Genomic DNA, 23,666 nt, shown 5'->3' on the forward strand with positions numbered 1-23,666 from the left:
GGGCCGCTTTTCAGGCCGCGGGGAGGTGTCGGCGAAGCGTAGCTGAGCCGACGGAGGGGCCTCGGCAGACAGCAAGGGACTGCTATTCCGCAGCTTCCGCTCTAGCTACCGGTGTCGAACGACCGTCGCGGTCAGCAAGCCACTGTCCGATAATCGGCCACAGATGCTCCGCCGCCTTGCGCGACACGACCGCGCCGACGTGGCCGCCGGGCAGGCGCATCACCTCTTTGTCGTCCGAGCTGATCTCGTCGACGAGCACCGCCGCGCTGTCTGCGGGCACGATGTGGTCGTGCTCGAAGGCCAGCACCAACGTCGGGTTCTCGATGTCCTCGAGCCGGACGGGCGTGCCGCCCAGGGCGAACTCGCCCGCGATGAGCTTGTTGCCGATATAGAGCTCGTCGATGTAGCGCCGGTAGGCTTCGCCCGGGAAGCTGACGTTGTCGTTCGCCCAGGTCTCCTTGGCGACGAAGCCGTCCAAAAACTGGTCGTCCCAAGCGCGGTCCACCAGGTAGACCGCTTTCGACAGGTTCATCGTCGGGCGCAGCAGGTGAAACGCGCCCTGCATGAGCTGCCACGGAACGTTACCGTTCGCCTCGACGAGCTTGTCGACGTCGAAGGTCTCGGTGCGCGTCCAGCGGCTCAACAGCCCGTCGTCGTGGAAGTTGATCGGCGCGGCGAGCGCGATGTGCCCGGCGAGGTACTCCTGGTGCTTGGCGGCGTAGATGGTGGTGAGTGTGCCGCCCAAACAGTAACCCAATAGGTGAGTCTTGCCGGTCTCCGAAGAGCGCGCGACCTTGCGCACCGCACGCCCCAAATACGTCTCGCACACGTCGTCGAACGTCAGGTATCGATCCTCGCCCGTTGGGGTACCCCAATCGATGCAATAGACGTCGTGCCCCTGCCCGACGAGCCACTCGGCGAAGCTTCTCCCGGGCATCAGGTCGAGCACGTAGTGCCGGTTGATGAGCGACGGGACCAGCAAGATGGGCGTCTTGTACGCCGGGCCTTCGGTGCGCGGCCGGTAGTGCAGAAGCCGCCACTTGTTCTCGCGGTGGACCACGTCGGCCGGCGTGCTGCCGATCTCGGGCTGCTTTTCCCGGGACCTTCTCTTCAGTGTCAGGAGATTTGTGAGTCGTTTGAGCATCTTGTTATCCTTGGTGGTCGCCTTGCAGCGGAGTGGCGCCTGCTATTTGAGGCGAGGCATAAACAGCGGCCTCGCGGGACGGCAATTGACGGGCGGACGGATCGTGGCGTTTGAGCGAAACGTGAGAATCTGCCAAAAGCCACGTGGCTACTTGCGAGACGATCGTCATGCGCAAACGCCGCGAATCGTCCACCCTGAAATGCTCGTTTCACCTCAATAGAGAGCGCCTCGATCCCAGAAGGCCTTCTCTATTCGTACAACCCTTCGAACACAGGCTCGAAAGCCTCGTAGACCTTCTTGCGCTTGACCTTCATCGTCGACGTCAAAAACCCGTTCTCGACGGTCAGCGGCGTGTCCAAGACGGCGTACGCTTTGAGCGTCTCGTAGCGCGGCAGACGGTCGTTGGCCGCCTCGACGCGCTCGGCGATGAGCTTGGCGATGGCTGCCTCGCGCTCGTCGTCGGCGACGTCGTTGTCGGTGAGCCACTGGGAGACGGCCTCGGTATTCGGCCAGACGCCGCCGGTCAGGTACTTCTTGCCGTCGCCGTAGACGACCACGTGCTCGATATACGGGTCGTCGTTGAACTGCTCTTCGATATGCGCCGGCGAGATATTCTTGCCGCCGGCGGTCACCAAGATCTCCTTTTTGCGCCCGACGATCTGCAGGAAGCCGTCGTCGGTCCACTTGCCCAGGTCGCCGGTCTTGAGCCAGCCGTCCTCGGTGAAGGTCTCTTTGGTGGCCTCTTCGTTTTTGTAGTAGCCCGCGAAGATATTGGGGCCCTTGGCAAGAATTTCGCCGTCGTCGGCGAGCTCGAGGTCGACCGACGGAAACGGCTTGCCGACGGAGTCGAACCGGAAGTCGTCGGGCCGGTTCATCGTCAGCGTCGGGCTCGCCTCGGTCAGCCCGTAGCCCTCGATGATGAGCAGGTCGTTGGCCAGGAAGAACTCTTTGATCTCTTGCTTGAGACCCGCCCCGCCCGACAGGCAGAACTCGAGGTTGCCGCCGGTCACCTCGGCGAGCTTTTGGCGCTGCTTTTCGGGCGTCTCTTCGCCCATGGCCGCCACGGCGAGCTTCTCCCAATAGCGTGGGATGCTCATAAAGACGTGCGGGCGCACCTCCGGGAGCTTCTGGAGCACGGTGTACGGGTCGCTCATGTAGGTCGTAAACCCGAGGATATTGCCCAGGCAGACCTCGCCGAAGCCAAACACGTGGCTCAGGGGAAGCCACCACAGGTCGACGGCGTTCTCGGGGATTTCACTGCCGAGCACCTCGATCCAGTCGCGCCCGTTCGACACGACGTTATTGTGGGTGAGCGGCACGCCCTTGGGCTTCCCGGTCGTCCCGCTCGTGTAGAGCATCAGCCCGGGCTGATCCATCGTGACGCCGTTCATGCGCTCTTCGAAGCTGTGGGGCTTGGCCTCCTCGAGCGCGCGGCCGACCTCCATGACCTTGTCCCAGATCACCACCCGGTCGGCCAACTCCTCCCAAGTCGGAAGCTCTTCGTTGCCGTTGAGCTCGTTCTCGGTGGTGAGCGAGTCGTAGACCTCGGCGGCGTCGAGCTGGGCGCCGAGCAGCACGATCTTCTCGACGTTCTCGTACGCCGCCCAGCTCGCGAAGACGTTGCTCAACATCTCGGCGGTGTCGACGAACACAAAGCGCGCGTCGCTGTGGCGCACCACGTACGCCGCCTGCTCGGAGGTGCTCGACGGATAGATGGGCACCATCACGCCGCCGGCGCCCTGAATGGCGAGCGCCGCCGACGCCCACTCGACGCTATTGGGCGCATAGACCGCCGCGTGGTCGCCCGAGGCGATGCCGGCGTCCATCAAAAAGAGCCCGCAGCGCCGAATCTGGTCGGCGAACGCGTTCCACGTCATGCCCCGCCAGTCACCGTCTTCGGTGGGCAGCATGAACCGCACGCGCGAACCGCGCTCCGGCAGGCTGTCGAAGACAACCTTGGGGGCGATCTTCTGCTCATCTAGGTATGGTGTGATGTCCATCTTCTCTTCTCCGCTTAAGAAGGTTGTGAGGACCGCAAGCTAAGGTTCACCACTGAGTTCACGGGGACACGGGGAAAGGCATTTCTTTATGTTCTCCGTGCTCCCTGTGTCCCCGTGGTGAACTCGACTGCTATTCGGCCGCCGCTTGCTCTTGATTCTTCTGCTGCTTGAGCTCCCAGAGCTCCTCCTCCATGTCGAGGAGTCGGCTCTCGAGCTTGTTGAGCGCGTGCAGGGCGCGCTCCTGGTCATGCTTGGTCGGCAGACCCATCGAGCTCCACCACTTGGTGGTCGCCTCTTGCTTTTTGGCCTTGAGCTTCATCATGCCGTTGAGCACTGCGCCGGACGGGCCGAGCACCAGCGGGTTCTTGAGCACCTCCTCCAGGTAGTCGGCGGTGGCGTTTTCCCAGGCGTAGAAGCTTTTTTTCCAGAGATCCCAAATCATCGTTTACCTCTCGGTTTAGGGTTACTTAGGGTTACTTGGGGTTACTTGGGGTACTTAAGGTTACTTAGGGTTACTTAGGGCCACTTAGGGTTACTCAGGCAACCACTTTCGACCGGGCATTCTTAGTCACCCTTAGTCACCCTTAGTCACCTTTAGTCCCCCCCTAGCCCCCCTTACTCACTCAAATCCAAGCCGCCGAACCTCGGCGGCCGTTCCAAAGTCCTCGTCGGTCTCTCCCTCCTGGCTGGTCGCGCGGGCGACCTCGCCGAAGCATTCGAACAGAAACGAGACCTGCCGGGTGGTCTGCGACTCGCCGGCGGCCGGTTGGAGGGTGACCTTGGTGTGCACCTTGTGCACCTGTTCGAAGGTGAAGCTGGGCAAGGCGAGTTCGCCCATGGCGTCGACTTTGACCTCGTAGATGTCGCGGCCGGCGTAGGGCAGCCCGCGCACCTTGGAGTTCTCGACGATGCCCGTCGACACCCAGTCTCGGCCCGGCTCGAGCGGGAAGCGGTAGAGCTCGACGGGGCTGTTGTAGACCATCAGTGTCTGCCCTTCGGGCGGGTCTTGCTCGACCGAGGCGAGGCCGTGGAGGCGCAGTGCGTTGTCGGTGCGCGAGTAGACCGCCTCGATGCGCCCGCCCAGGTCGGAGGGCGCGACGAATTGGCCGCCCGGGAACTTGTCGGCGTACCACATCTCGGACAGCTCGCTCGCCTCGATGACGGCGAGTTGGTCGCTCGGCATATCTTCGGACCAATCCCAGACGAACTGGTCGCCACGGGGGCGCCCGCTCAGGTCGACCGGGCGGTGTTCGCCGTCCGGCGAGACCAAATAGCGTACGGGGACGCCGACGCGGGCGGCCATCTCGGCCGAGTCGATCTGCCCGTCGAGGTTGGGCACACAATCGAGGGGCTCGAGTTCGCCGGGGCGGTACGGCTCGTAGCTCGCCGGATCTTCGGGAAGCGGGTCGGCGCATGCGCTCGCGGCGAGCATGCCCGCCAGGGCCAGAAGCCAGGTTTTGTGGGTCAAACGTCGCATTTTAGAATCCGTAGATGACTCGCGCTCGAAAGAGTTGTGCGGGCGTGGCCGAAAGCTCCAAGTCGGGGTTGCTCAGGCCCTTGCCGGGGAAGAGCACCGCGTAGTCGACCGACAGCGAGAAGCCGTCCTCGTGGCGGTACAGCAGGCTCGGGTCGAGCTCGACGCCCAGGTGCTTGGCGTTGCCCGGCGTCGACTGCACGTTGACCGCCCAGGAGGCCGTCGCCGCCATCGAGGCGGTGAAGCTTCCCGGGCCCAACTCGGCGAAGCGCCAGGCCACGTGCGGGCGCAGGTACATCGCGTCGGTGACCGTGCCGATGATCTCGCGAAAGAGGATGCGGTCGACGTGGTAGTCGGGGTGGAACAAGAAGTTGTTGATCTGGTTGTCGCGCGGCGGGTTGGCCTGCGGGCCGTCGAGGTCGCCAGCGACCGGCTGGTCGCCCTCGAGGCCCAGCGTCGAGCCGAAGCCCGGCGCGGAGTCGCCGCTGGCCACGCCGGCGTCCAAGCCGCCGGTGAAGTCGCCGTCCCAGGGGCCGAAATCACTCTCGAAGGCAAAGCCATACTGCTGCGAGGTGATGGGTTCGTTGAGCTGGAAGCCGGGGATGGACGAGGGCTGGCCGATTTCGGCGATGAGGTAGGCCGCCTCGAATTCGAGGCGCATCCACGGGTGCAACACGCGCATCCAGCCGTCGAAGACCCACGAGCGAAAGTCGCGCTCCATGACCTGGCGCGGGTCGAGCTCGACGTCTTCGTTCGTATCGAGCCAACTCGCGGGGACGTCGTTTTGCTGCCAGCGGTACGAGAACGTGCCACCGTAATCGATGGTCGCCATGTCGGCGCGCAGCCTGCGCTCACGCGCCAGGGGACTTCTCCAGCGCATCGACGCGAAGGTGATGGCGTGCACGTCGTCGGACGGGTCGAGGTCGAGCGCGCGGTCCTCCAAGGTGCGCGAGGTCGTCGGCCCGGCGTAGGCGATGTCGTAGGCGGCGGCCCAAAGGTGGCCGGCAATGGGAGAGATAAAGGCGACGCGGTCGGCCGCATCGCCGGTATCGCAGCTCGCGCAGTCGCCGCCGTTAGCCAGCATGCCCAAGCCCCAGTGTGCGCCCATGCGGCCCGCCAGAAGCACGCCGAAGGGGGTCAACACCTCGCCGTAGGCGCGCTTGAGCTGGAAGGCGGTGCCGGGCGAGTTTTGGCTGGTCGTGGTCAGCGGGTTGCCGTTGGGGGTGCTGCCGAACGGCAGGTTGTCGAGCACGTCGATGCGCACCTTGACCGCGGCGGTGCCGTTGAGCGCGTAGAGCGACAGGTCGGTGCGCAGGCGCATGTCGGCGCCGGTGAGCCACTGCGAGCGCGGGTTGCCCAGGGGCAAGGGATACAGGTACTGGCCCGAGGGCGTCGGCCCGCGGTCGAGGTCGAGGTTGAAGAAGGCTTCGCCGCGGGTGCGGAAATAGCCGTCGAACTCGAGCTCGGTGTCGGGGTGCTCGCGCAGGTCCTGGCCGGTGCGGGCGAGGTCGGACTCGGCGGCGGCGGCCGGCGTGGTCATCGAGAGGACGAGCAAGGTTATGAGGAGGCGTTTCATTGGTTGGCCTCCTTTCGACCAGCGCTAGAAGCGCTGCCTCCGAGGTTGAGGAACTCGGCCAGGTCGCGGGTCGACGCGCTCTGCGCCTCCAGCATCGGGAAATGTCCGCAGCGCGGGTAGACCTGGAGGCGCGCGTTCGGAAGGTCGCGCGCCAGGCGCTCGCCCATCTCGAGGGTGGTCACCTTGTCCTCGCGTCCCCACAACAGGAGCACGGGCTGGTCGATCGACTTGTAGCGGTCCTGGACCTCCTCGTAGCGCTGCCCGCGCACGGCGGCCAGGTGGGCGGCCATCGTGCCGGGTTGCTGCTGCATCTTGCGGGTATGCTCGACGAGGTCCTGGGTGACGTAGCGCTTGTCGTAGAAGGCCAGCGCGATTTTGTCTTCGGGGCGCTCGTTGTAGAAGAGCCGGAACATCAACTCGCCGATGCCGCCGGCGCGTGCCCACACGAAGAATGACGGGAGCTGCTCGGCGTACACCCAAGCGTCGTACAGCGCGATGCGCTCGACGCGCTCGGGCTTCGAGAGCGCCATCTGCAGGGCGACCGACGAGCCCCACGAGTGGGCGACGACGGCCGTCTTGTCGACACCGCGCTCGTCGAGCAGCGACCAGACGAGCTCGGCCTGCGCCTCGGGCGAGTAGTCGCCTTCGGGGCGGCCGCTCCAGCCAAAGCCCTTCAGGTCGAGCGCGATGACGCGGTGGTTCTCGGCGAGCACCGGAATCACCGGCGCCCAGGTGTTGAGCGAGGCGGCAAAGCCGTGCACGAGGACGACCGGCGGGCCCTCCCCCACGTCGACAAAGCGCACGCGAGTGTCGGCGACCTCGGTGAAGCTGGCGTCCTGGGGCTCGTCGGGCAGCGGGCCCGGCTGGAACGACAGGCAACCTGCGAGCAAGCTCAGATACACGAGCGCCGCCGCTATGGTCGACAGACGCTTCATCGGGTCAGCCTCCGCACCTCGGCGGCCTCGGAGAACTCGTCCTCGTCCTCGTTTTCCTTCGAGCTGATCGTCGCCACGGTGCCGAAACACTCGGCCACGAAGCTGTAGGTGATCTGGGTCGTCACCGAGAACCCGACGGTGCGGGTGCGGTCGGTGCGCACGCGCAGCACCTCGAAGTCGCCAAACGGTGTCTTCAGCGTGCCGTGCGCGTCGACCTGCGACTGGTACTCCTCGTCGGCCGTCCAGTAGCCGCCCAAATACCAGCCGGCCACGTCCGAATCGCTCGACCAGGTGGCACCTTGCTCGACAGGGAACTGCAAGATCTTGGCGGGCGGGTCGTAGGCAAGCTCGGTGCGCGTCAGCCCGTCGTCAGGCGTGACCACGCCGTGCAGGTACAGGCCCTGGTCGTCGGTGCCGAACACGCCGAGTTCGTCCTCGGTGTCCGACAGCCGCGAGGCGTAGTCGGCCTCGGGAAACTCGGGGTTGTACCAGGTGCCGTCGAGCGAGCGCAGCTCGACGAGCACCGAGTGGTCGCCGTCGAACTGACCCGACAGGTCCCACACCCGGCTGCCGTCGGACTGCTCGGTGCCGTGGGTGTCGACGGTCACGTCGGTGGCCACCCGAAAGGTCGCGTGCAGGCCCGGGCGCAGCGTGACCTCGTCGCGCTCTACCCGACCATCGTGATTCGGCGAGCAGCTCGACGAGCCTGTGTCCTCGCCGCCCGTGGTGTCGGGGTCGGTGCCGGTATCATCGGTCGGCGTGTCGGCCGTGTCCGTACGGGCATCGAAGGGATCGGACGCGTCCGCCACGTCCGCTCCGCCGTCTTCGGTGCCCGCGTCGGCCGCGTCGATCCCACCATCTTCGGTGAGCGCAGCATCATCGTCGCTGCTATCCGACGGTGCATACCCCGGCGCACACGCGCTGGAGGCGACCATCGCCGCAACGAATATCAGAGTTCTAGAGTGCATCGCTCTTCTCTCCGCTGTTTTGTGCAATGCAACAAGTGTGTGGCAACATAGTGAACTGGAATGTGGTCGTCAAGTGGTCCATTCTTGCCATGGCACCGCTCGCTTGCGTGTGTTACGCATACGCCATAAGATGCGGCATCGCACAATGCGCCTTCCAACGACATATGGCCCGTCCACAAGTCAACCTCATGATAACTATCAAAAAATACAGCAATCGTCGGCTCTACGACACCTCGCAGAGCTCCTACATCACGCTCGAAGATCTGGCCGACAAGATTCGGCAGGGCAACGACGTGCGCGTGGTCGACGCCAAGAGCGACGAAGATCTGACCCAGCAGGTGCTCGCCCAGATCATCTTGGAGAGCCGCGGCGCCGCCAAGCTGCTTCCGGTACCGCTTCTGATGCGCCTCATCCGCATGGGCGAGGACAACTTGGCGGAGTTTTTCAGCCAGTACATGAGCTGGTCGCTCGAGATTTATCTACGCTTCAAGCAGGGTTACGAGAAGGTCTCGCCGTACAATCCGTTCGGCTCCCTTCCCTTCGCCGAAAGCAACCCGCTGATGCGCATGTTCGGCGGACAGAAGGCCCCGTGGGACACCACCCCGCCCTGGCAGGACTACCAGTCGACCCAACAGTCCCCCACCCAACCCGCACCTCCCCCCGAGCCCGAGGAGCCGGGCCTTGGCGAGCAGTCGTCCGAAGAAGTTGCTGCAATGCGAAAAGAAATCGACGAGCTCAAGGAGCTTGTGAAGCAGATGGCGGGCAACGCGGGCGATTAATGCCCTTTGCGGAGCGGGGCCTTGGCCCCTGCGGAGCTCGCCCCGTTGTTTGGGGCGCCCGTGCAGCCCCAGGGCTTGCCCTGGGTGAACCGTGCGGTGCCTGAACCACGTCCGAATGGGGACATACCAATTCGCGCACCAGTGATGATTGCGGATCAAAACCCCGCGTCGAGCCGCGGGGCTGCACCGGCGAGTGCTCCGCTCGGGGCAAGCCCCGGCTCCGCGGGGAGGGGCGATTGTGCGCCGCACAAAAAACATCTTGACACTCTTCGCCGCCGCCCCTAATCCTTTGGAGCGTCGACGGGCGGAGAGACCGCCCCCGATTCACTCACACCGATGTTGTTTGAATTTGAGGAGGCACACGATGGCAGACAAAAAGAATTCGCAGGCGCAACATAGCTTCGGTTTCTTCCAGAAGGCCCTCGAGGGTCAGCTGGAGCGCATGGAGTCGTGGAACCAGCAGGTCAACAAGCTGCAAAAGCAGGGGTTCGAGCAGGCCGACCAGGCCATGGAGAACGCCGCGGCGCTCAACCGTGCGTCGATGCGCTACGCGCAGGCGCTGACTCAGGATGTCTGGGAAATCGGCATCGAGGCGGTGCGCAACGCCGGTGATATGTTCTCGCCGCGCGACTGAGTCGACGTGTTGAGCGCGTAGCAGATGGGGTTCACCACGGGGACACAGGGCACACGGGGAACGGCTTTCTTTTCTCTTTCTCCGTGACCCCAGTGTCCCCGTGGTGAATCCCTCCGAGCTCCTCCCCTACTCCATCGACGCGAGCAGTTCATGAATATTGCAACCACTCCCAAAGATACCCTGTTCGAGAACGGGACAGCCAAGCTGTATCGGTTTCGTCAGCCGGAGGGTGTCGAGCGCAAGGAGGGTCTGCCGATCCTGCTTGTCCCCTCGATGATCAACCGCTGGTACGTGCTCGATCTGCGCCCAGGCGCCAGCCTTGCCAAGGCGCTCGTCGAGGCCGGCCACGACACGTGGTGCCTCGACTGGGGCATCCCCAACGACGAAGACCGTTACCTGACGTGGGATGACGTGATCGCGCGACTCGGCCGGATGGTGCGCCGTGTCAAACGCGAAACCGGCGCGCCCCAAGTCGGTCTGCTCGGCTACTGCATGGGCGGCACGCTCACCGCGATTTACTCCGCGCTCGAGCCCGAAAACGTCGCCACCCTCGTCAGCCTGACCGCGCCCATCGACTTTTCGGAAGGCGGCCTGCTCGCGACCTTGGTCGACGAGCGCTGGTTCGACCCCGAGGCGCTGACCGAACCGGGCAACCTGACGCCCAATCAGATGCAGGACGGGTTCGTCAGCCTTCGCCCCACCGGCCAGATCTCGAAGTGGGTGCTCTTGGCCGACCGCATGCACAAACCGGGCTTTACCGACAGCTTCTTCGCGCTCGAAGAGTGGGTCGGCGACAATATCCCGTTTCCGGGCGCCGCCTACCGCACCTATATCGGCGAGCTGTACCAGCAAAACCTGCTGCACAAAGGCGAGCACTACGTGCGCGGTGAGCGCGTCGACCTGGGCCGCATCGACTGCCCGCTGTTGACCATCACCGCCGATCGGGACAACATCTGCCCGCCGAAGGCCGCCACCGCGCTCAACGAGCACGTAAGCTCGACCGAGTCCGAACACCTGAGCGTGCCCGGCGGGCACGTCGGGGCCGTGGTCGGCAGCAAGGGGCCGCGAATTCTGTATCCGGCGATTGCCGACTGGTTTGGGGAGAAGCTGGCGGTGTAGGTTTCCGCCGACGCGCGGCCGCCCCTCCGCCTCGCCCGTCGCTAAGCTGCCGCTCCGCGATTTTCGAAGAAGCTCCTCCCCGCGCCTTTCGGCGGGGGGAGGTGCGGGCGGAGCGAAGCGAGAGCCCGCGGAGGGGCCGCCACAACAACCGAAAACGCAACTCAGTACCCAGAGGAACCCAAAATGAATCTATCCGACGTAAAAATCATCGTCACCGGCGCCGCCAGCGGCATGGGCCGCGCCTTCAGCTTGATGCTCGCCCGCGACGGCGCCGCCGTCATGGCCTGTGACATCGACGAAGCGGGCCTCGCCTCGCTCAAAGAAGAGGCGGAAGGCACCCTGGAGACCTGCGTGGCCGACGTGACCGACGAGGCCAGCGTGGCCAACCTGGTCGAGACGACCGTCGACGCCCTGGGCGGCGTCAACGGCGTGGTCAACAACGCCGGCATCTTCCGCGACGCCCTGTTGGTCAAAAAGGACCGCAAGACCGGCGATATCCGCAAGATGACGATGGACGAGTGGCAGTCGGTCATCGACGTCGACCTGACCGGCCCGTTTTTGTGCACCCGCGAGGTCGCCGCCCACATCATCGAGTCGGGTGGGGAAGGCGGCGTCATCGTCAACATCAGCTCGGTCAGCCGCCACGGCAACCGCGGCCAGTCGAACTACTCGGCGGCCAAAGCCGGCCTGATCGCCGACACCAAGCTGTGGGCCGAAGAGCTGTCGCGCCACGGCATCCGCGTGGGCGCAGTCGCCCCCGGCTTTATCGATACGCCGATTTTGCAGGGTATGCCCGAGCGGATGCTCGAGAAGATGACCGCCCAGATCCCGCTGGGACGCGTGGGCAAGCCCGAAGAGATCTACCAGGCTGTTAAATTTGTCATCGAGTGCGACTACTTCACCGGTCGCTGCATCGATGTCGACGGAGGCGTGCAAGTATAAGACTTGCCGCTAGGGAGGCTCCGCTGCCTCCCAGGTTGGGACCGCTCCCGACCGCTCTTCTCCGCTGTGCGAAAGGACCCGGCTTCGGGTCCTTTCGCCGTTTCTTGGTGCTATGCCATCTAGATCACCGCCGAGCGGTGCCGGTACCACGCGGTCACCGCCCAGCGCGGCGCGAAGGTGGGCATGACCTGATGGGGAATCTGGTCGCTCTGGAAGACGACCAGCCGTCCCGACACGGGCTCGACCTCGCGCACCTCGCCGTCGGGAAGCCACGCACGGAGTACGCCGCCATGTTCGGGCTGCCAGCCCTCATTGAGGTACAGAATCGCGGTGGCCCGGCGGTTGGGGCTGCCGGGAAACGCGTCGACGTGGCGGTCGTAGCCTGCCCCGCCGCCGGGATACTGGGCGATTTGGACCTCGAAGTAGTCGAGCCCCATATACGCTTGTTGGTTGAGCTCGTCGCGAAGCTCCTCGAAGCGACGATGCACCGCAGCCAGCGCCGGCGTCGCCTCGGCCGGGTCGAGCCAGGTGATCAGGTCGCCGCGCACGCGGTCCTCGACCCGGTAGTTCATCCCGCGACTGATGCCCGCCGGCCGAAGCCGCTCGGCCTCGGCGAGTCTGTCGATCTCGGCGCGCGCCTCGGCGGCCAACGCCTCGTCGACGAATCCGTCACGCACAAAAAAGGACGACTCCCCCAGAAGACGAATCTCGTCATCTGTCAGAAGCCGCTGCGGGCCACCCTCCGGCAGCCATCCTGCTCGTTTAGGCAAACGCTTCATTTGGACCCCCTCGGTCTTCACGTTCACATCTCAAACAGTCCAACGAACCAAGCGCCCAGAATACTCCACTCTTTCGAGGTCGGGAAGACCTAATTGCCCACGCCTCGCCGTGCCGTGACGGAGGGTTCAAAGCGTCGGGAGCGCGCCCAGCGTACTCACGGCGAGTCGCGTGAGCCGGTCTTCGAAGGGAAGATCGAACTTGCGCGCACCGGCCAGGCTCTCCGAGAGCAGCGCCGAGGCGTGGGCGAAGTCGCCGTCGACCGCAGCGAGCATCCCCTCATTGCGCAACCAGGCAGGACGCGCGGCCGGCACGTGCGTGGCGAGGTGGCCGAGGCGGTGAGTCAGATAACGTGCCTTGCCCAGGGCCCGCTCACGCTCGTGGGCCGTCAACTCCTCGGAACACCAACAGGCGAATAGAACCTCTCCCAGACACTGGTAGATAGGATAGAGCATCATGTTGGTGTCGGCGCCGCCGCTCAGCTCTTCGAAGAGATCGAGCGCCTCGAGGGCTGTGCGAAACCCGTGCGAGTGTTCGCCACAGTGCACCTCGGCGGAAGCCTTGACCGACAGGGCAAATCCCCGCCCCGTGACCAACTTTGCCAGCGAGCCAGAAGGTGCCCGCAGCAACTCGATGGCGCGCTCGCACTCCCCTTGCTGACGCGCGATCATGGCCCGCACGACGCGACTCCAGGCGGCCATCCGCTCCTGACGTACCGGGGTTCTCGGATCTTCGGCCTCGCGCACGAGTCCCTGCGCATGCTCGAGGCGACCACGACAGACCTCGAGCACTGCTTCCGAAATCAGCAAATTCTCCAGATTGAGCAAGTCACCGGCCCGCTCGCTGACGTCGCGCGCGCGGTTCATCAACCGCTCGGCGTCGTCCCACTCGCCTCGGGCGATGCTCGTGTACGCAAACACCTGCGTCGCGCCCACCACGTCCATCTCCGAGCGCGCGTCGCCAAAATTCTCCCAAGCGCGCATCTCGTAGACGCCGGCGAGCGGACCGAGGTTGAGGCGACGACACAGGGCGGCGATCAGTGCGTATGGAAGAGCCTGGCCGCGCCCGGCGCCGAGCCTGTCGTTGATATTGGCCAGCCGCACCGCCAACACCACCACCTTGTTGATCTCGCCTGCGATCAACCACGCCCACAGAAGCGCCAGGCTCGACTCGAGGATCTCGTCGAGCAGTTGCGGGTCACCAAGCTCTTCGTCGACCTCATGCGGAGGCCACACCAAGTGAGTCAACTGCCTGGCGGTCTGCCCGAGCGCCTGAGTGCTCCACGTGGTGGTAGAGTCCGGGACATCAAAGCCGAGGTCAGCCAGCGAGCGCTCCAGAAGATGGACCGTCTCGTCGATATTGCCTCGCGACCAGTAGACTTTGGCCAAGAGCCGCTCCAAGCGGGCGCGCCGCAGTTTCGGGCCTTGCTCGGCGGGATCGCTGAGCCGCGTGGCCAATCGCAGACCACGGCGAAGCAACCCGAGCGCCTCCACCGAAGCGCCGCGCACCAGCGCGTCTTTGGCGGCGCGCTCGATGTAGCACAACTCTCGCGAAGGGATGCCGGCCCCGCGCCATTGCTCGACGAGTTGGCGGGCTTCGACCTGCTCGCTCGGCCCGTGCTCCAACGCGCGCGCCACTTTCTGGTGGCTCAGATGCCTCTTGTCTTCGGCGAGCAGTTCGTAGGCCAGCCGCCTCACATGCTCGACCAGCCGGTACGCACCTTCGATGGGTGTGAGAATGCGCTTGTCGCAGAGGCGCTCGAGCATTGGGCCGAGCTCCTCAGTGGATCGCCCGGTGACCTCGGCCAGGAGAGCCGGCGTGAAACGGCGCGCGATCACCGCAGCGACGTCGACCAGGTCGCGCTCGGCGTCACAAAGGCGCTCGAGGCGCCCCTCGATCAGCTCGGAAACCCGCCGCGACAAGGGCAAGACGTCTGACGACTCCATCTCCTCGGTGAGCGAGTCGTCGATATCCCAGGAGCCATCATCGCGACGCGAAATCAGCCCCTCATCGACGGCGGCGTGCAGGTACTCCGAGACAACAAACGGGCTGCCGGCCGATACGGCCACCAGCCGGTCGACCAGTCGCGCAGAGACCTCATCGACGGCGAGCATTCCCTGCAGCAGCGAGGCGATATCGTCGGCGGAGAGTGGCTCGAGCTCGAAGCGTCGCAAGCCCGCCGCGTCGAGCAAATCACCGAGCCGGTCGTCGTGCTCGACGCGGTAGGTCGCCGCAATAGCCACTCCCTCGAGCCCGCCATTGCGCAGAGTCGATGCCAGAAACTCGAGCGACATCTCGTCGACCAAATGGACATCGTCGATGATGATGAGCAGGGGCTCCGTCTCGGCAAAAGCTGCCAGCGTCTCGGTCAAGTAGGCGTAGGCGCGCATCCGAGCCGCTCTTGGCGGCAGCTCGGTGGGCGCCTGGAGAGCTTCGTTGCCCGGAAGCCCTGCCAAAGTAGGCTCGTATTGAGCCAAGACGTTGGCGCGACGGCCGACGAGGTGGGCAGTTTCAACGGCGCCATATTCGCGGCAACGATCGGCGATCGTTTGCAGGGTGGCGCGAAACGCCGACAACGGCTCGGCATACGCGCCCTCGGCAGACTCGCCCACCCCGGCTTCGGCGCTCTCGGCGGTGACCACATAGCCGGCGCGCTCGGCGAGCGTGGCAACCTCCATGACCAAGCGGGTCTTGCCGCTGCCGCGCAAGCCGCCGATCATGACCAGGTTGGCAGGCTTGGTCGATTGCAGTGCGTCGAGCACCTCTTCGAGCAGGTGCTCGCGCCCGACAAACCGCGGCCGGCTCAAATGGCTCGACCGAACGGCAGACTCCGAGCCCACCGTTCGGGGCGGCTCGGTCCGGGTCACGCTCTCGAGCTTGCGCGCCACGATGTCGGCGTGGCCGACGCGGTCGCGCGGGTCGGGCTCGAGCAGCCTTTCGATCAGTTGCAACAGCTCTGCGGGGACATCGGCGACGAGTTCCTCGGGAGGTACGTAGGCGCCGTCGAGGTGGTGTCGAATGACCGCCTGTGGAGTGAGTCCAGCAAAGGGATGGCGACCGGTGGTGCTCGCGTACAGGATACAGCCGAGCGCATACAAGTCGGCACGCGCGTCGACATAATCCCCGCGCAACTGCTCGGGGGCCATGTACTGCAAGGTGCCGGCGAAGCGTTGCCGGTCGATGCCGGCCAATCGGTCGCGGCTATAAGTGCCCTCGAACCAGCCGACCACGCCAAAATCGACAAGCACCGGATCTTGTGCCGAACGAAGAAAGATGTTCGACGGCTTGAGATCGCGGTGAACCACCCCTTTGTTATGCAGGTACGACAGCGTGCGGCACACTCGCGTCAAAATCACCAACGTGGAGCGCTGCGCGTCGAGATCGAAGCGCCGCCTGAGTTGCATGCGCCGGTTGCGCCCGCGCTGCTTCAGGCGCTCAGCCACTCCCGCCGCGGCAGTTGGTGTCCGTCCGTTGACCCGCTGGTGGGTATTTGTCGCCGGAGGCTCCAAGTCGAGCTGTGAATCGTAGTTGGCCCCGAAGGACCCCAAGTGGTCCAACAGCGTCGGCCCCGCCAGAAGCTCCATTGCAAACCAGGGCACGCCGGACGAGGTGCCCTTGTCGAGCAGACGCACGACGCCGGGGTGGTCGAGCGTCTCGAGGATTTGCACCTCGCGGCGCAACGCCGCGACGGCCTCCTGGCGGGCGTCGAGCGGCGTCTTAATCGCCAGTTGTTCGCCGGTATCGACGTGTATGGCTCGATACACCAAGCCCATCCCCCCTTTGCCCAACCTTTCGGTCAGGCGGTAGGGCCCGATGAAGAATTCACGCCGCCCGCTCTTTTCGGACGCGCGAACCGCCGGTGGAGTAAACGGACTCATGCGTGAAGTCCCAGGCGCTCGTAAACGACGCCCCCTCTACGACAATGTGACTAAAACACTTTCATTCAAGATACACAGACACCAGCCCTCATGCAAAACAATCGAGCAAAAAAGTCGTGAGGTGTTCGAATACGGCGGGGGGCGCCATTTCGAAGCTTTCAGAGGATGGGGGCGCTACGAGACATAGATCTGCGCCAAGAAGGCTTTGCGGACGCGACCGGTCGGGGTCATCGGCAATGCGTCGCGAAACTCGACAATGCCGGGGCACTTGTAATTGGCGAGGTGGTCGCGACAAAAGGAGATGGCTTCACCGGCCGACAGGGTGTGTCCCGGCTCGACAACGATGAAGGCGGCGACTTCTTCGCCCTGGGCCTGGTCAGCGACGCCGATGACAGCCGCCTCGGCGACGGCAGGGTGGCGACGCAGCACATCCTCGACTTCGCGCGGGTAGACATGGTCGCCGCCGCGGACGATGAGCTCCTTTTTGCGGCCGACCAAGTGCACGAATCCGTCGTCATCGACAAAGCCGATGTCGCCGGTGTGGAGCCAGCCGCTGCGAAGGGCGTCGGCCGTGGCGGCGTCTTCGTCGAGGTAGCCGAGCATGACATTGGGGCCGCGGAGCACCAACTCACCGGCAGCGCCGGTGCGGCGCTGGAGGTCGTCGTCGTCAACCACCTGGAGTTCTTGGCCGGAAAGGGGACGGCCTACGGAGCCGAGGCGCCGGCCGTCGGGGCCATCGACGTTGATGGTGCTGACGCCGCAGGCCTCGGTGAGGCCGTACGAGGTTATAAGGGGGAGCTCGAAGCGGTCCTCGAAGGCCGAATGGGCCTCCGGGGAGATAGGCGCTCCTGTGGCAACCGCCAGGCGAAGCCCATCCAAGTCAGCGTCGTCGAGGCCTTCGGCCCGAGTCAGGCGCTCGAAGAAGTTGGGCACGGCGGCCAGCGCAGTGGCCTGGCTCGACTCGACGGCACGAACGAGTTTCTGCAGGGGTTGGGCGCCGGGGACGAGCAACGTGGCTCCGGCGGCCAGCGCGCCGAGCGGCCCGAGGACCTGGGAGGCGACGTGGCAAAAAGGGAGCGCGCACATGAGCCTGTCGTCGGTGTGGAGCCCGACGGTGCCGGCCACGGTCTGCGCGGCGTAGGCGTAGTTACTGGACGACAGGAGCACACCGCGCGGGTTGCCCGAGGTTCCGGAGGTATAGGTCAGGCTGAGCGGAGTGTCGGCGGCGGCCTCGACGCGCGGGGCCTTCGGGCTGTCGCGCAGTTGGTCGAAGCAGTCGAGGCTGTCGATGTCGGAGCCGCCGGTCAGAAACACGCGACGCACGGTCAGGCGCTCCTCGAAGAGGCCTTCAGCCATGGCAGCGTGCTCGGTGTCGGTGACAAGGACGACGGCCTCGGAGTCGGCCAAGATGCGGTCGACCTCGTCGTACTTGTAGGTCGGGTTGATGGGCACGGCGACCGCGCCGAGGTGCGCCGCGGCGAAGAAGCACTCGAGCCACTCGAGGGAGTTGGGGAGCATGACGGCGACGCGGTCGCCCGGCTCGACGCCGTGGGCTGAGAGCCCGCCGGCGACACGAGCGGCGCGCTCGGCAAAATCGCTGTACGAGACCGACTCGGCACTGGCGACCACAAAAGAATGTTCGCCGCGCTCGGCGACGGACGCGGCGAACAACTCGCCCAGCGTAAGGTGGGTAGACATCGCAAAACTCCTCGAATTACTGCCAGCTAGATTTTCGCACACGGCCAATGTAGGCATCACAAACATAATGCAAAACAAACACAGATCTGCCCCCCATCCCCGCCCTACCCCCGAACGGTGTCAGACACCGTGTGGGCTAAGGTTCATGCGCCTGTGAGCGCGATCTCGTGCGCGATCGCCTCCCGGGTCTTCCCAAGAAATTTCGCCCGAACACGCAACGAATCGCCCCCTTTTGCCGAAAACCGTAATGAGGGCTGTAGACGAACCTTCATCTATTCACGGAGCCAGGCAGATGGGACACCCGCTGCGAAATCAAGAGAAGGACGCTATTTACGAACTCGGCAACCGCACCCTGCACCAGATTTATGCACTTCTGCCCGAGGAGCAGGTCAACGCCATCATCCTGGGGCTGCTGTCCAAATACGCCTGGATGTACGGGGTCGAAATCTTCGCGTTTTGCTTCATGTCCAACCACTTCCACATCCTGGCGCGCTGCCGCTCGCTGCAGATGCACCTGTTCATGCGCGACTTCCAGAGCCAGCTGGCCAAAAAGATCAACAAGTTACGCAACCGCACCGGCACCTTCTGGGAGCGTCGCTACACCGCAACCAAGGTCCTGACCGACGAGGCGATGCTCCAGCGTCTACGCTACATCGTGTGCAACCCGTCTGAATCGAACCTCGTGCACCACCCGAAGCAGTGGCCGGGGCTTTGCTCTTGGGACATCCACAAGAGCGGAAAGCCGATGGTGGGCGAGGTGGTCAACCGCAAGACGTACTGGGCGGAGAAGCGCAAACGGAAGAACAAAGACAAGACCGAAGCCGAGCTCATCGAGATGGCCACCGAGCGGTACGCCCTCGAAATGGCCAAGCTGCCGCAGTGGCAGAATCTCGACGACGACGCCTACCACCAAAAGATCGTCGACGAGTGCCACACACACGCTGGGGAACTCGCCAAACTGCGCACCGTGCCGTGCCCTGGGCCAAAGAAGGTACTCAGCGTGAAGTGGAGCGATTCTCCCAGGAAGTCGAAAAAGGCGCCGCGCCCGCTGTGTCACGGCGGCGATTTCAAGCAGCGCCAGGAGTACCGCGAAGACCGACGACTTCTCGTCGACCGGTACCGAAAGGCGGTCGGCAGGTGGCGCGAGGGCAAGTCGGATGTCGAATTTCCCGACGGCACCATTCCGCCGGGCCGCCAGTTCTGCGTGGGCGGCAGCTGCGATATCCGCCGCGAGCCGCCACCGTCGCTCAATTGAGCCGCCCCCCATTTGCCGTGCCAGCCATTGTACCCGCCCGTTTGCGCCTTCCCGAGCCGCGAGTTCGCCGAGGTGTGCCTTCTAAGCCCCCCTCCTTGCGCCACATGGAAACGAAACAGGCCGACGGGCACCCCGCGCCCCGACCTACCGAACACGGCTGCATTGAAGAGCGTGTAGGGGTTGTCCGACGCAACAGTTTATGCCGCCGCGATCGCCCTCAGGGCCGCATTCTGCGGGGGCCACACGGTGTCTGACACCTGTTGGGGGGTTGAACGAGTTGGTGGGGCGGTTAGGCTCAACAAACCGTAGGCAGTACAGGAAGCATCTTTTTCATCTTCGATCTTTGCGGGGCGGTTTATGGGGTCCGTCTTGACGCGTCTGGAGGACACATGGCTCAGAAGTACGTGCGCTGGTTCGAGACTCTCAATTCCGACGACACTCCGCTCGTCGGCGGCAAGAACGCCTCGCTCGGCGAGATGATCGCCACGCTCAAGGACGAGGGCATCCGCGTGCCCGACGGCTTCGCCACCACTTCCGACGCCTACTGGGAGTTCGTCGAGCATAACGGGCTAAAAGACCCGCTGCAGTCGGAGCTCAACGCGCTCGATGCCGGCGACAAGGAGCTTCACCAGGCCGGAGAGGCCATCCGCGCGCGCTTCGCAGACGCCGAATTTCCCGAGGCCATCGCCGACGCCATCTTCGAGGCCTACGCCGAGCTCGGCCAGCGCTACGAGCGTGACGACGTCGACGTCGCCGTCCGCAGCAGCGCCACCGCAGAAGACCTGCCCCACGCGAGCTTCGCCGGCCAGCAGGAGAGCTTCCTCAACGTCCACGGCGACCAGGCCCTGCTCGACGCCTGCAAGCGCTGCTTCGCCTCCCTCTTCACCGACCGCGCCATCTCCTACCGCGAGCAAAAGGGCTTCGACCACATGAAGATCGCCCTGTCGGTCGGCGTCCAGAAGATGGTCCGCGCCGACAAAGCCGGCGCCGGCGTCCTCTTTACCATCGACACCGAAAACGGCTTTCCCGACGCCGTCGTCATCAACGCCGCCTTCGGCCTCGGCGAAAACGTCGTCGGCGGCACCGTCCGCCCCGACCAATACAACGTCTACAAGCCCTTCTTGGACGCCGACGGCAAAAAGCCCATCATCGGCAAGCAGTTGGGCGAGAAAGAAAACAAGATGGTCTACAGCGACGGGGGCGACGAGCCGACCGAGAATATCGAGACGCCCGAAGAGGAACGCGCCCGCTTCGTGCTCGACGACGACGAAATCCTCCAACTCGCCCGCTGGGCCGTCGTCATCGAGGACCACTACGACCGCCCCATGGACATCGAATGGGGCAAAGACGGCGAGACCGGAGAGCTGTCCATCTTGCAGGCGCGCCCCGAGACGGTGCACTCGCAGGCGACCAAAGGCACCATGAAGTCCTACGAGCTCACCGAGCACGGCGAGCCCCTGTGCACCGGGCTGGCCATCGGCAACGCCATCAGCGCCGGGCCGGTCTGCGTCATCGAGAGCATCGACCAAGCCGACCAGTTCGAGGAGGGTTGCGTGCTGGTCACCGAAATGACCGACCCTGACTGGGTGCCGCTCATGAAGAAGGCCGCCGGCATCGTCACCGAACGCGGCGGGCGCACCTCCCACGCCGCCATCGTCAGCCGCGAGCTCGGCGTGGCTGCGGTCATCGGCACCGGCGACTGCACCAACAAGATCAAAGACGCCGGCGAGGTCACCTTGTCGTGCGCCGAAGGCGACGAAGGCTACGTCTACGAGGGCTGCCTCGACTTCGAAACTCACGAGGTCGACTTCTCCGAGATCCCCGAGGTCGACACCCAGATCATGATGAATATCGCCAGCCCCGGCGCCGCCATGAGCTGGTGGAAGCTGCCCAACCGCGGCATCGGGCTGGCGCGCATGGAGTACATCATCAACAACGTCATCCAGATCCACCCGCTGGCGCTCACCCGCTTCGACGAGGTCGAAGACGAGGAGGCCCGCGAGCGCATCGAGAAGATGACGCGCCACTCCGAGAGCAAGCCCGCCTATTTCGTCGACCACCTGGCCTGGGGCATCGGCACCATCGCCGCCTCGCAGTACCCCGACCCGGTCGTCGTGCGCATGAGCGACTTCAAGACCAACGAATACGCCGACCTCATCGGCGGGCGCCAATTCGAGCCCGACGAAGCCAACCCCATGCTCGGCTGGCGCGGCGCCTCGCGCTACTACAGCGACGACTACCGCGACGGCTTCGCCCTCGAGTGTCAGGCCATCAAGCGGGTGCGCGACGAGATGGGCTTCGACAACGTGATCATGATGATCCCGTTTTGCCGCACCCCCGAAGAGGCCGACCGCGTCCTCGAGGTCATCGAGGAGAACGGGCTCGAGCGCGGCAAAAATGGCCTGAAGCTGTACGTGATGGCCGAGATCCCCACCAATATCATGCAGGCCGACGAGTTCTGCGAGAGATTCGACGGTTTCTCCATCGGCTCGAACGACCTGACCCAGCTGACCATGGGCGTCGACCGCGACGCCCAACGGCTGTCGTACCTGTTCGACGAGCGTAACAACTCGGTCAAACGCCTCATCGCCCAGCTCATCGACACCGCCCACGACCGCGGCTGCTCGGTGGGCATCTGCGGCGAAGCGCCCAGCAACTACCCCGACTTCGCCGCCTTCTTGGTCGAGCATGGCATCGACTCCATCTCGTTGAGCCCCGACAGCATCATGAAGACCCTCGAGGTCATCGCCGAGGTCGAAAAGAGCTAACGACTGATTCACCACGGGGATCACGGGGCTCACGGAGAAAACCATTCTCTCCGTGGGCACCGTGCGCTCCGTGGTGACTTACGTGTTTGACCTGGGCAGGTGTGTGGTCAGATTCGCCCCACGCGAACAACCCCGCTTCTTCGAGTGTGCCATGGCCCATCCATCGAAGTCGTTGTCCCTTGTCTGCCTCGAGGCGGTCATCTTCGACCTCGACGGCGTGCTGACCGACACTGCCTCGGCGCATTTCGAGGCGTGGAAAGAGACCTTCGACGAGCTTCTGCGCGAGCGTGACGGCGCCGATTTCGACCCGTTCACCCAGCAGGACTATCTGGACTTCGTCGACGGAAAGCCACGCTACGAGGGCGTGCAGAGCTTCCTGGAGGCGCGCGGCATCGACCTGCCGATGGGCGATGCCGACGCGGCGCCCGGGCTCGACTCGGTCTATGCGGTCGGCACGGCTAAGAACGAGCGCTACCAGGCCTTTTTGAGCAAGGGTCATATCGAGGTGTTCGACGACGCGGTGCGCTTCGTCGAGATGCTTCGCGAGCGCGGGGTGCGCACTGCGGTGGTCTCCTCGAGCAAGAACTGTAAGACGGTGCTCGACACCGCCGGCCTGGCGCACCTGTTCGCCGCGCGGGTCGACGGCAACGACCTGGGCGCCCACGGACTGGCCGGCAAGCCCGAGCCCGACATGTTCATCGAGGCCGCCGGCCGGCTCGGCACCACGCCGCGCCACGCGGTGGTCGTCGAGGACGCCGTCTCCGGGGTGCAGGCTGGCCGGCGCGGCCACTTCTGCCAGGTCATCGGCATGGCCCGCGGGGACGACGCAGCGCAACTGTCCGAGGCCGGCGCAGATATCGTGATCAGTAGTTTTGACGAACTTCAAATTGCAGCGAGTGGAGAGCGAATGCCCAAGACCGTAAAGAGTGGAATGGAGTCACTGGACGAGATTGTCGAGCAAGTGAGCGACAAGCACCTGGCGGTGTTTTTGGACTACGACGGCACGCTCACGCCCATCGTCGACCAACCCGACCAGGCCGTGCTGTCCGACGAGATGAAGCAGACCGTCGAGCGGTTGGGCGCCATGGACGAAAAGTGCACCGTGGCGGTGGTCAGCGGCCGCGACCTGGGCGACGTGCGCGAGCGCGTCGGCATCGACAATATCGCCTACGCAGGCAGCCACGGCTTCGACATTTTGGGGCCCGAGGGTGAGAGCATGATGCTCGAAAAAGGCGAGGACTTCGTGCCCGCCCTCGACCGCGCCGAAGAGGAGCTACGCCGACGGACGCGCCGGATCGAAGGGGCGCTGCTCGAGCGAAAGCGCTACTCGTTGGCCGTCCACTACCGACAGGTCGCCAACAAGGACGTGCCCACCGTCGAAAAGCACGTCGACCAGGTCGTCGATCATATCTCCGAGCTACGAAAGACCCACGGCAAAAAGGTCTACGACCTGCAGCCCAACATCGACTGGGACAAGGGCAAGGCAGTCGACTGGCTGCTCGATAAACTGGGACTGGCGGGCGACGACGTCGTGCCCATGTATATCGGCGACGACGTCACCGACGAGGACGCCTTTCGCGCCCTCGAGGGCCGCGGCATCACCCTGGCCGTCCAAGACGTCGCCAAGCCGACGGCCGCCGACTACCGGCTGGCCGATCCCGACGCGGTCAAACGCTTTTTGGATAATCTGGCCGACCGCCTGTAAGCCAAGCGAGGCGC

Annotated in this window: 17 protein-coding genes; 7 read left to right on the top strand and 10 right to left on the bottom strand. The window is 64.7% G+C overall.

The features are described 5' to 3' along the window. Positions 1 to 82: 82 nt before the first annotated feature. The 7 genes from FIV42_RS05855 to FIV42_RS05885 all read right to left on the bottom strand — a co-directional run bounded on the left by FIV42_RS05855 (position 83) and on the right by FIV42_RS05885 (position 8,097). Positions 83 to 1,144 carry a PHA/PHB synthase family protein gene (locus FIV42_RS05855; RefSeq protein WP_141196767.1) on the bottom strand — a complete coding sequence of 354 codons (1,062 nt, stop codon included), beginning with the start codon at positions 1,142 to 1,144 and terminating at the stop codon, positions 83 to 85. Between the two features lie 248 nt (positions 1,145 to 1,392). Next, complete coding sequence (locus FIV42_RS05860; protein ID WP_141196768.1) at positions 1,393 to 3,144, bottom strand: AMP-dependent synthetase/ligase; 1,752 nt, start codon at positions 3,142 to 3,144, stop codon at positions 1,393 to 1,395. A 130-nt stretch (positions 3,145 to 3,274) separates the two neighbouring features. Further along, positions 3,275 to 3,586, bottom strand: a complete 312-nt coding sequence (locus FIV42_RS05865) for a hypothetical protein (RefSeq protein WP_141196769.1) — start codon at positions 3,584 to 3,586, stop codon at positions 3,275 to 3,277. Between the two features lie 177 nt (positions 3,587 to 3,763). Continuing rightward, positions 3,764 to 4,621 (bottom strand): hypothetical protein, encoded by an 858-nt coding sequence (locus tag FIV42_RS05870; protein ID WP_141196770.1) that lies wholly within the window; start codon positions 4,619 to 4,621, stop codon positions 3,764 to 3,766. A 1-nt stretch (position 4,622) separates the two neighbouring features. Then, positions 4,623 to 6,194 (bottom strand): TIGR04551 family protein, encoded by a 1,572-nt coding sequence (locus tag FIV42_RS05875; RefSeq protein ID WP_141196771.1) that lies wholly within the window; start codon positions 6,192 to 6,194, stop codon positions 4,623 to 4,625. Next, entirely contained in the window at positions 6,191 to 7,129 is a 939-nt protein-coding gene (locus tag FIV42_RS05880) for an alpha/beta fold hydrolase (protein WP_141196772.1), read from the bottom strand. The genes FIV42_RS05875 and FIV42_RS05880 overlap by 4 nt, the downstream gene beginning before the upstream one ends. Then, positions 7,126 to 8,097, bottom strand: a complete 972-nt coding sequence (locus tag FIV42_RS05885; RefSeq protein WP_141196773.1) for a hypothetical protein — start codon at positions 8,095 to 8,097, stop codon at positions 7,126 to 7,128. The genes FIV42_RS05880 and FIV42_RS05885 overlap by 4 nt, the downstream gene beginning before the upstream one ends. 188 nt (positions 8,098 to 8,285) lie before the next feature. Here FIV42_RS05885 and FIV42_RS05890 point away from each other — a divergent pair, with 188 nt between their 5' ends. The 4 genes from FIV42_RS05890 to FIV42_RS05905 all read left to right on the top strand — a co-directional run bounded on the left by FIV42_RS05890 (position 8,286) and on the right by FIV42_RS05905 (position 11,571). Continuing rightward, a complete protein-coding gene (locus FIV42_RS05890) occupies positions 8,286 to 8,876 on the top strand; it encodes a polyhydroxyalkanoate synthesis regulator DNA-binding domain-containing protein (RefSeq protein ID WP_168210447.1) in 591 nt (196 codons plus the stop codon). 364 nt (positions 8,877 to 9,240) lie between these two features. Beyond that, positions 9,241 to 9,510, top strand: coding sequence for a hypothetical protein (locus tag FIV42_RS05895; RefSeq protein ID WP_141196775.1), 270 nt, complete (start codon positions 9,241 to 9,243; stop codon positions 9,508 to 9,510). A 150-nt stretch (positions 9,511 to 9,660) separates the two neighbouring features. After that, entirely contained in the window at positions 9,661 to 10,629 is a 969-nt protein-coding gene (locus FIV42_RS05900; RefSeq protein ID WP_141196776.1) for an alpha/beta fold hydrolase, read from the top strand. A 183-nt stretch (positions 10,630 to 10,812) separates the two neighbouring features. After that, positions 10,813 to 11,571 (top strand): SDR family oxidoreductase, encoded by a 759-nt coding sequence (locus tag FIV42_RS05905; RefSeq protein WP_141196777.1) that lies wholly within the window; start codon positions 10,813 to 10,815, stop codon positions 11,569 to 11,571. A gap of 119 nt (positions 11,572 to 11,690) precedes the next feature. Here FIV42_RS05905 and FIV42_RS05910 read toward each other — a convergent pair whose 3' ends face one another. From FIV42_RS05910 to FIV42_RS05920, 3 genes are all read right to left on the bottom strand, one after another. After that, entirely contained in the window at positions 11,691 to 12,350 is a 660-nt protein-coding gene (locus tag FIV42_RS05910; RefSeq protein ID WP_141196778.1) for a 2OG-Fe(II) oxygenase, read from the bottom strand. Positions 12,351 to 12,476: 126 nt separating this feature from the next. After that, positions 12,477 to 16,226 carry a serine/threonine-protein kinase gene (locus tag FIV42_RS05915; RefSeq protein WP_141196779.1) on the bottom strand — a complete coding sequence of 1,250 codons (3,750 nt, stop codon included), beginning with the start codon at positions 16,224 to 16,226 and terminating at the stop codon, positions 12,477 to 12,479. Positions 16,227 to 16,400: 174 nt separating this feature from the next. Further along, positions 16,401 to 17,924 carry a class I adenylate-forming enzyme family protein gene (locus FIV42_RS05920; protein WP_168210448.1) on the bottom strand — a complete coding sequence of 508 codons (1,524 nt, stop codon included), beginning with the start codon at positions 17,922 to 17,924 and terminating at the stop codon, positions 16,401 to 16,403. A gap of 292 nt (positions 17,925 to 18,216) precedes the next feature. Here FIV42_RS05920 and FIV42_RS05925 point away from each other — a divergent pair, with 292 nt between their 5' ends. From FIV42_RS05925 to otsB, 3 genes are all read left to right on the top strand, one after another. Then, positions 18,217 to 19,179 (top strand): transposase, encoded by a 963-nt coding sequence (locus tag FIV42_RS05925; RefSeq protein WP_168210449.1) that lies wholly within the window; start codon positions 18,217 to 18,219, stop codon positions 19,177 to 19,179. A gap of 389 nt (positions 19,180 to 19,568) precedes the next feature. Beyond that, complete coding sequence (ppsA, locus tag FIV42_RS05930) at positions 19,569 to 21,947, top strand: phosphoenolpyruvate synthase (protein ID WP_141196782.1); 2,379 nt, start codon at positions 19,569 to 19,571, stop codon at positions 21,945 to 21,947. Positions 21,948 to 22,098: 151 nt separating this feature from the next. Then, complete coding sequence (gene otsB / locus FIV42_RS05935; RefSeq protein ID WP_141196783.1) at positions 22,099 to 23,652, top strand: trehalose-phosphatase; 1,554 nt, start codon at positions 22,099 to 22,101, stop codon at positions 23,650 to 23,652. Positions 23,653 to 23,666 lie beyond the last annotated feature (14 nt).

Origin of the sequence: Persicimonas caeni (assembly GCF_006517175.1) — a bacterium.
GTDB classification, from domain to species: domain Bacteria; phylum Myxococcota_A; class Bradymonadia; order Bradymonadales; family Bradymonadaceae; genus Persicimonas; species Persicimonas caeni.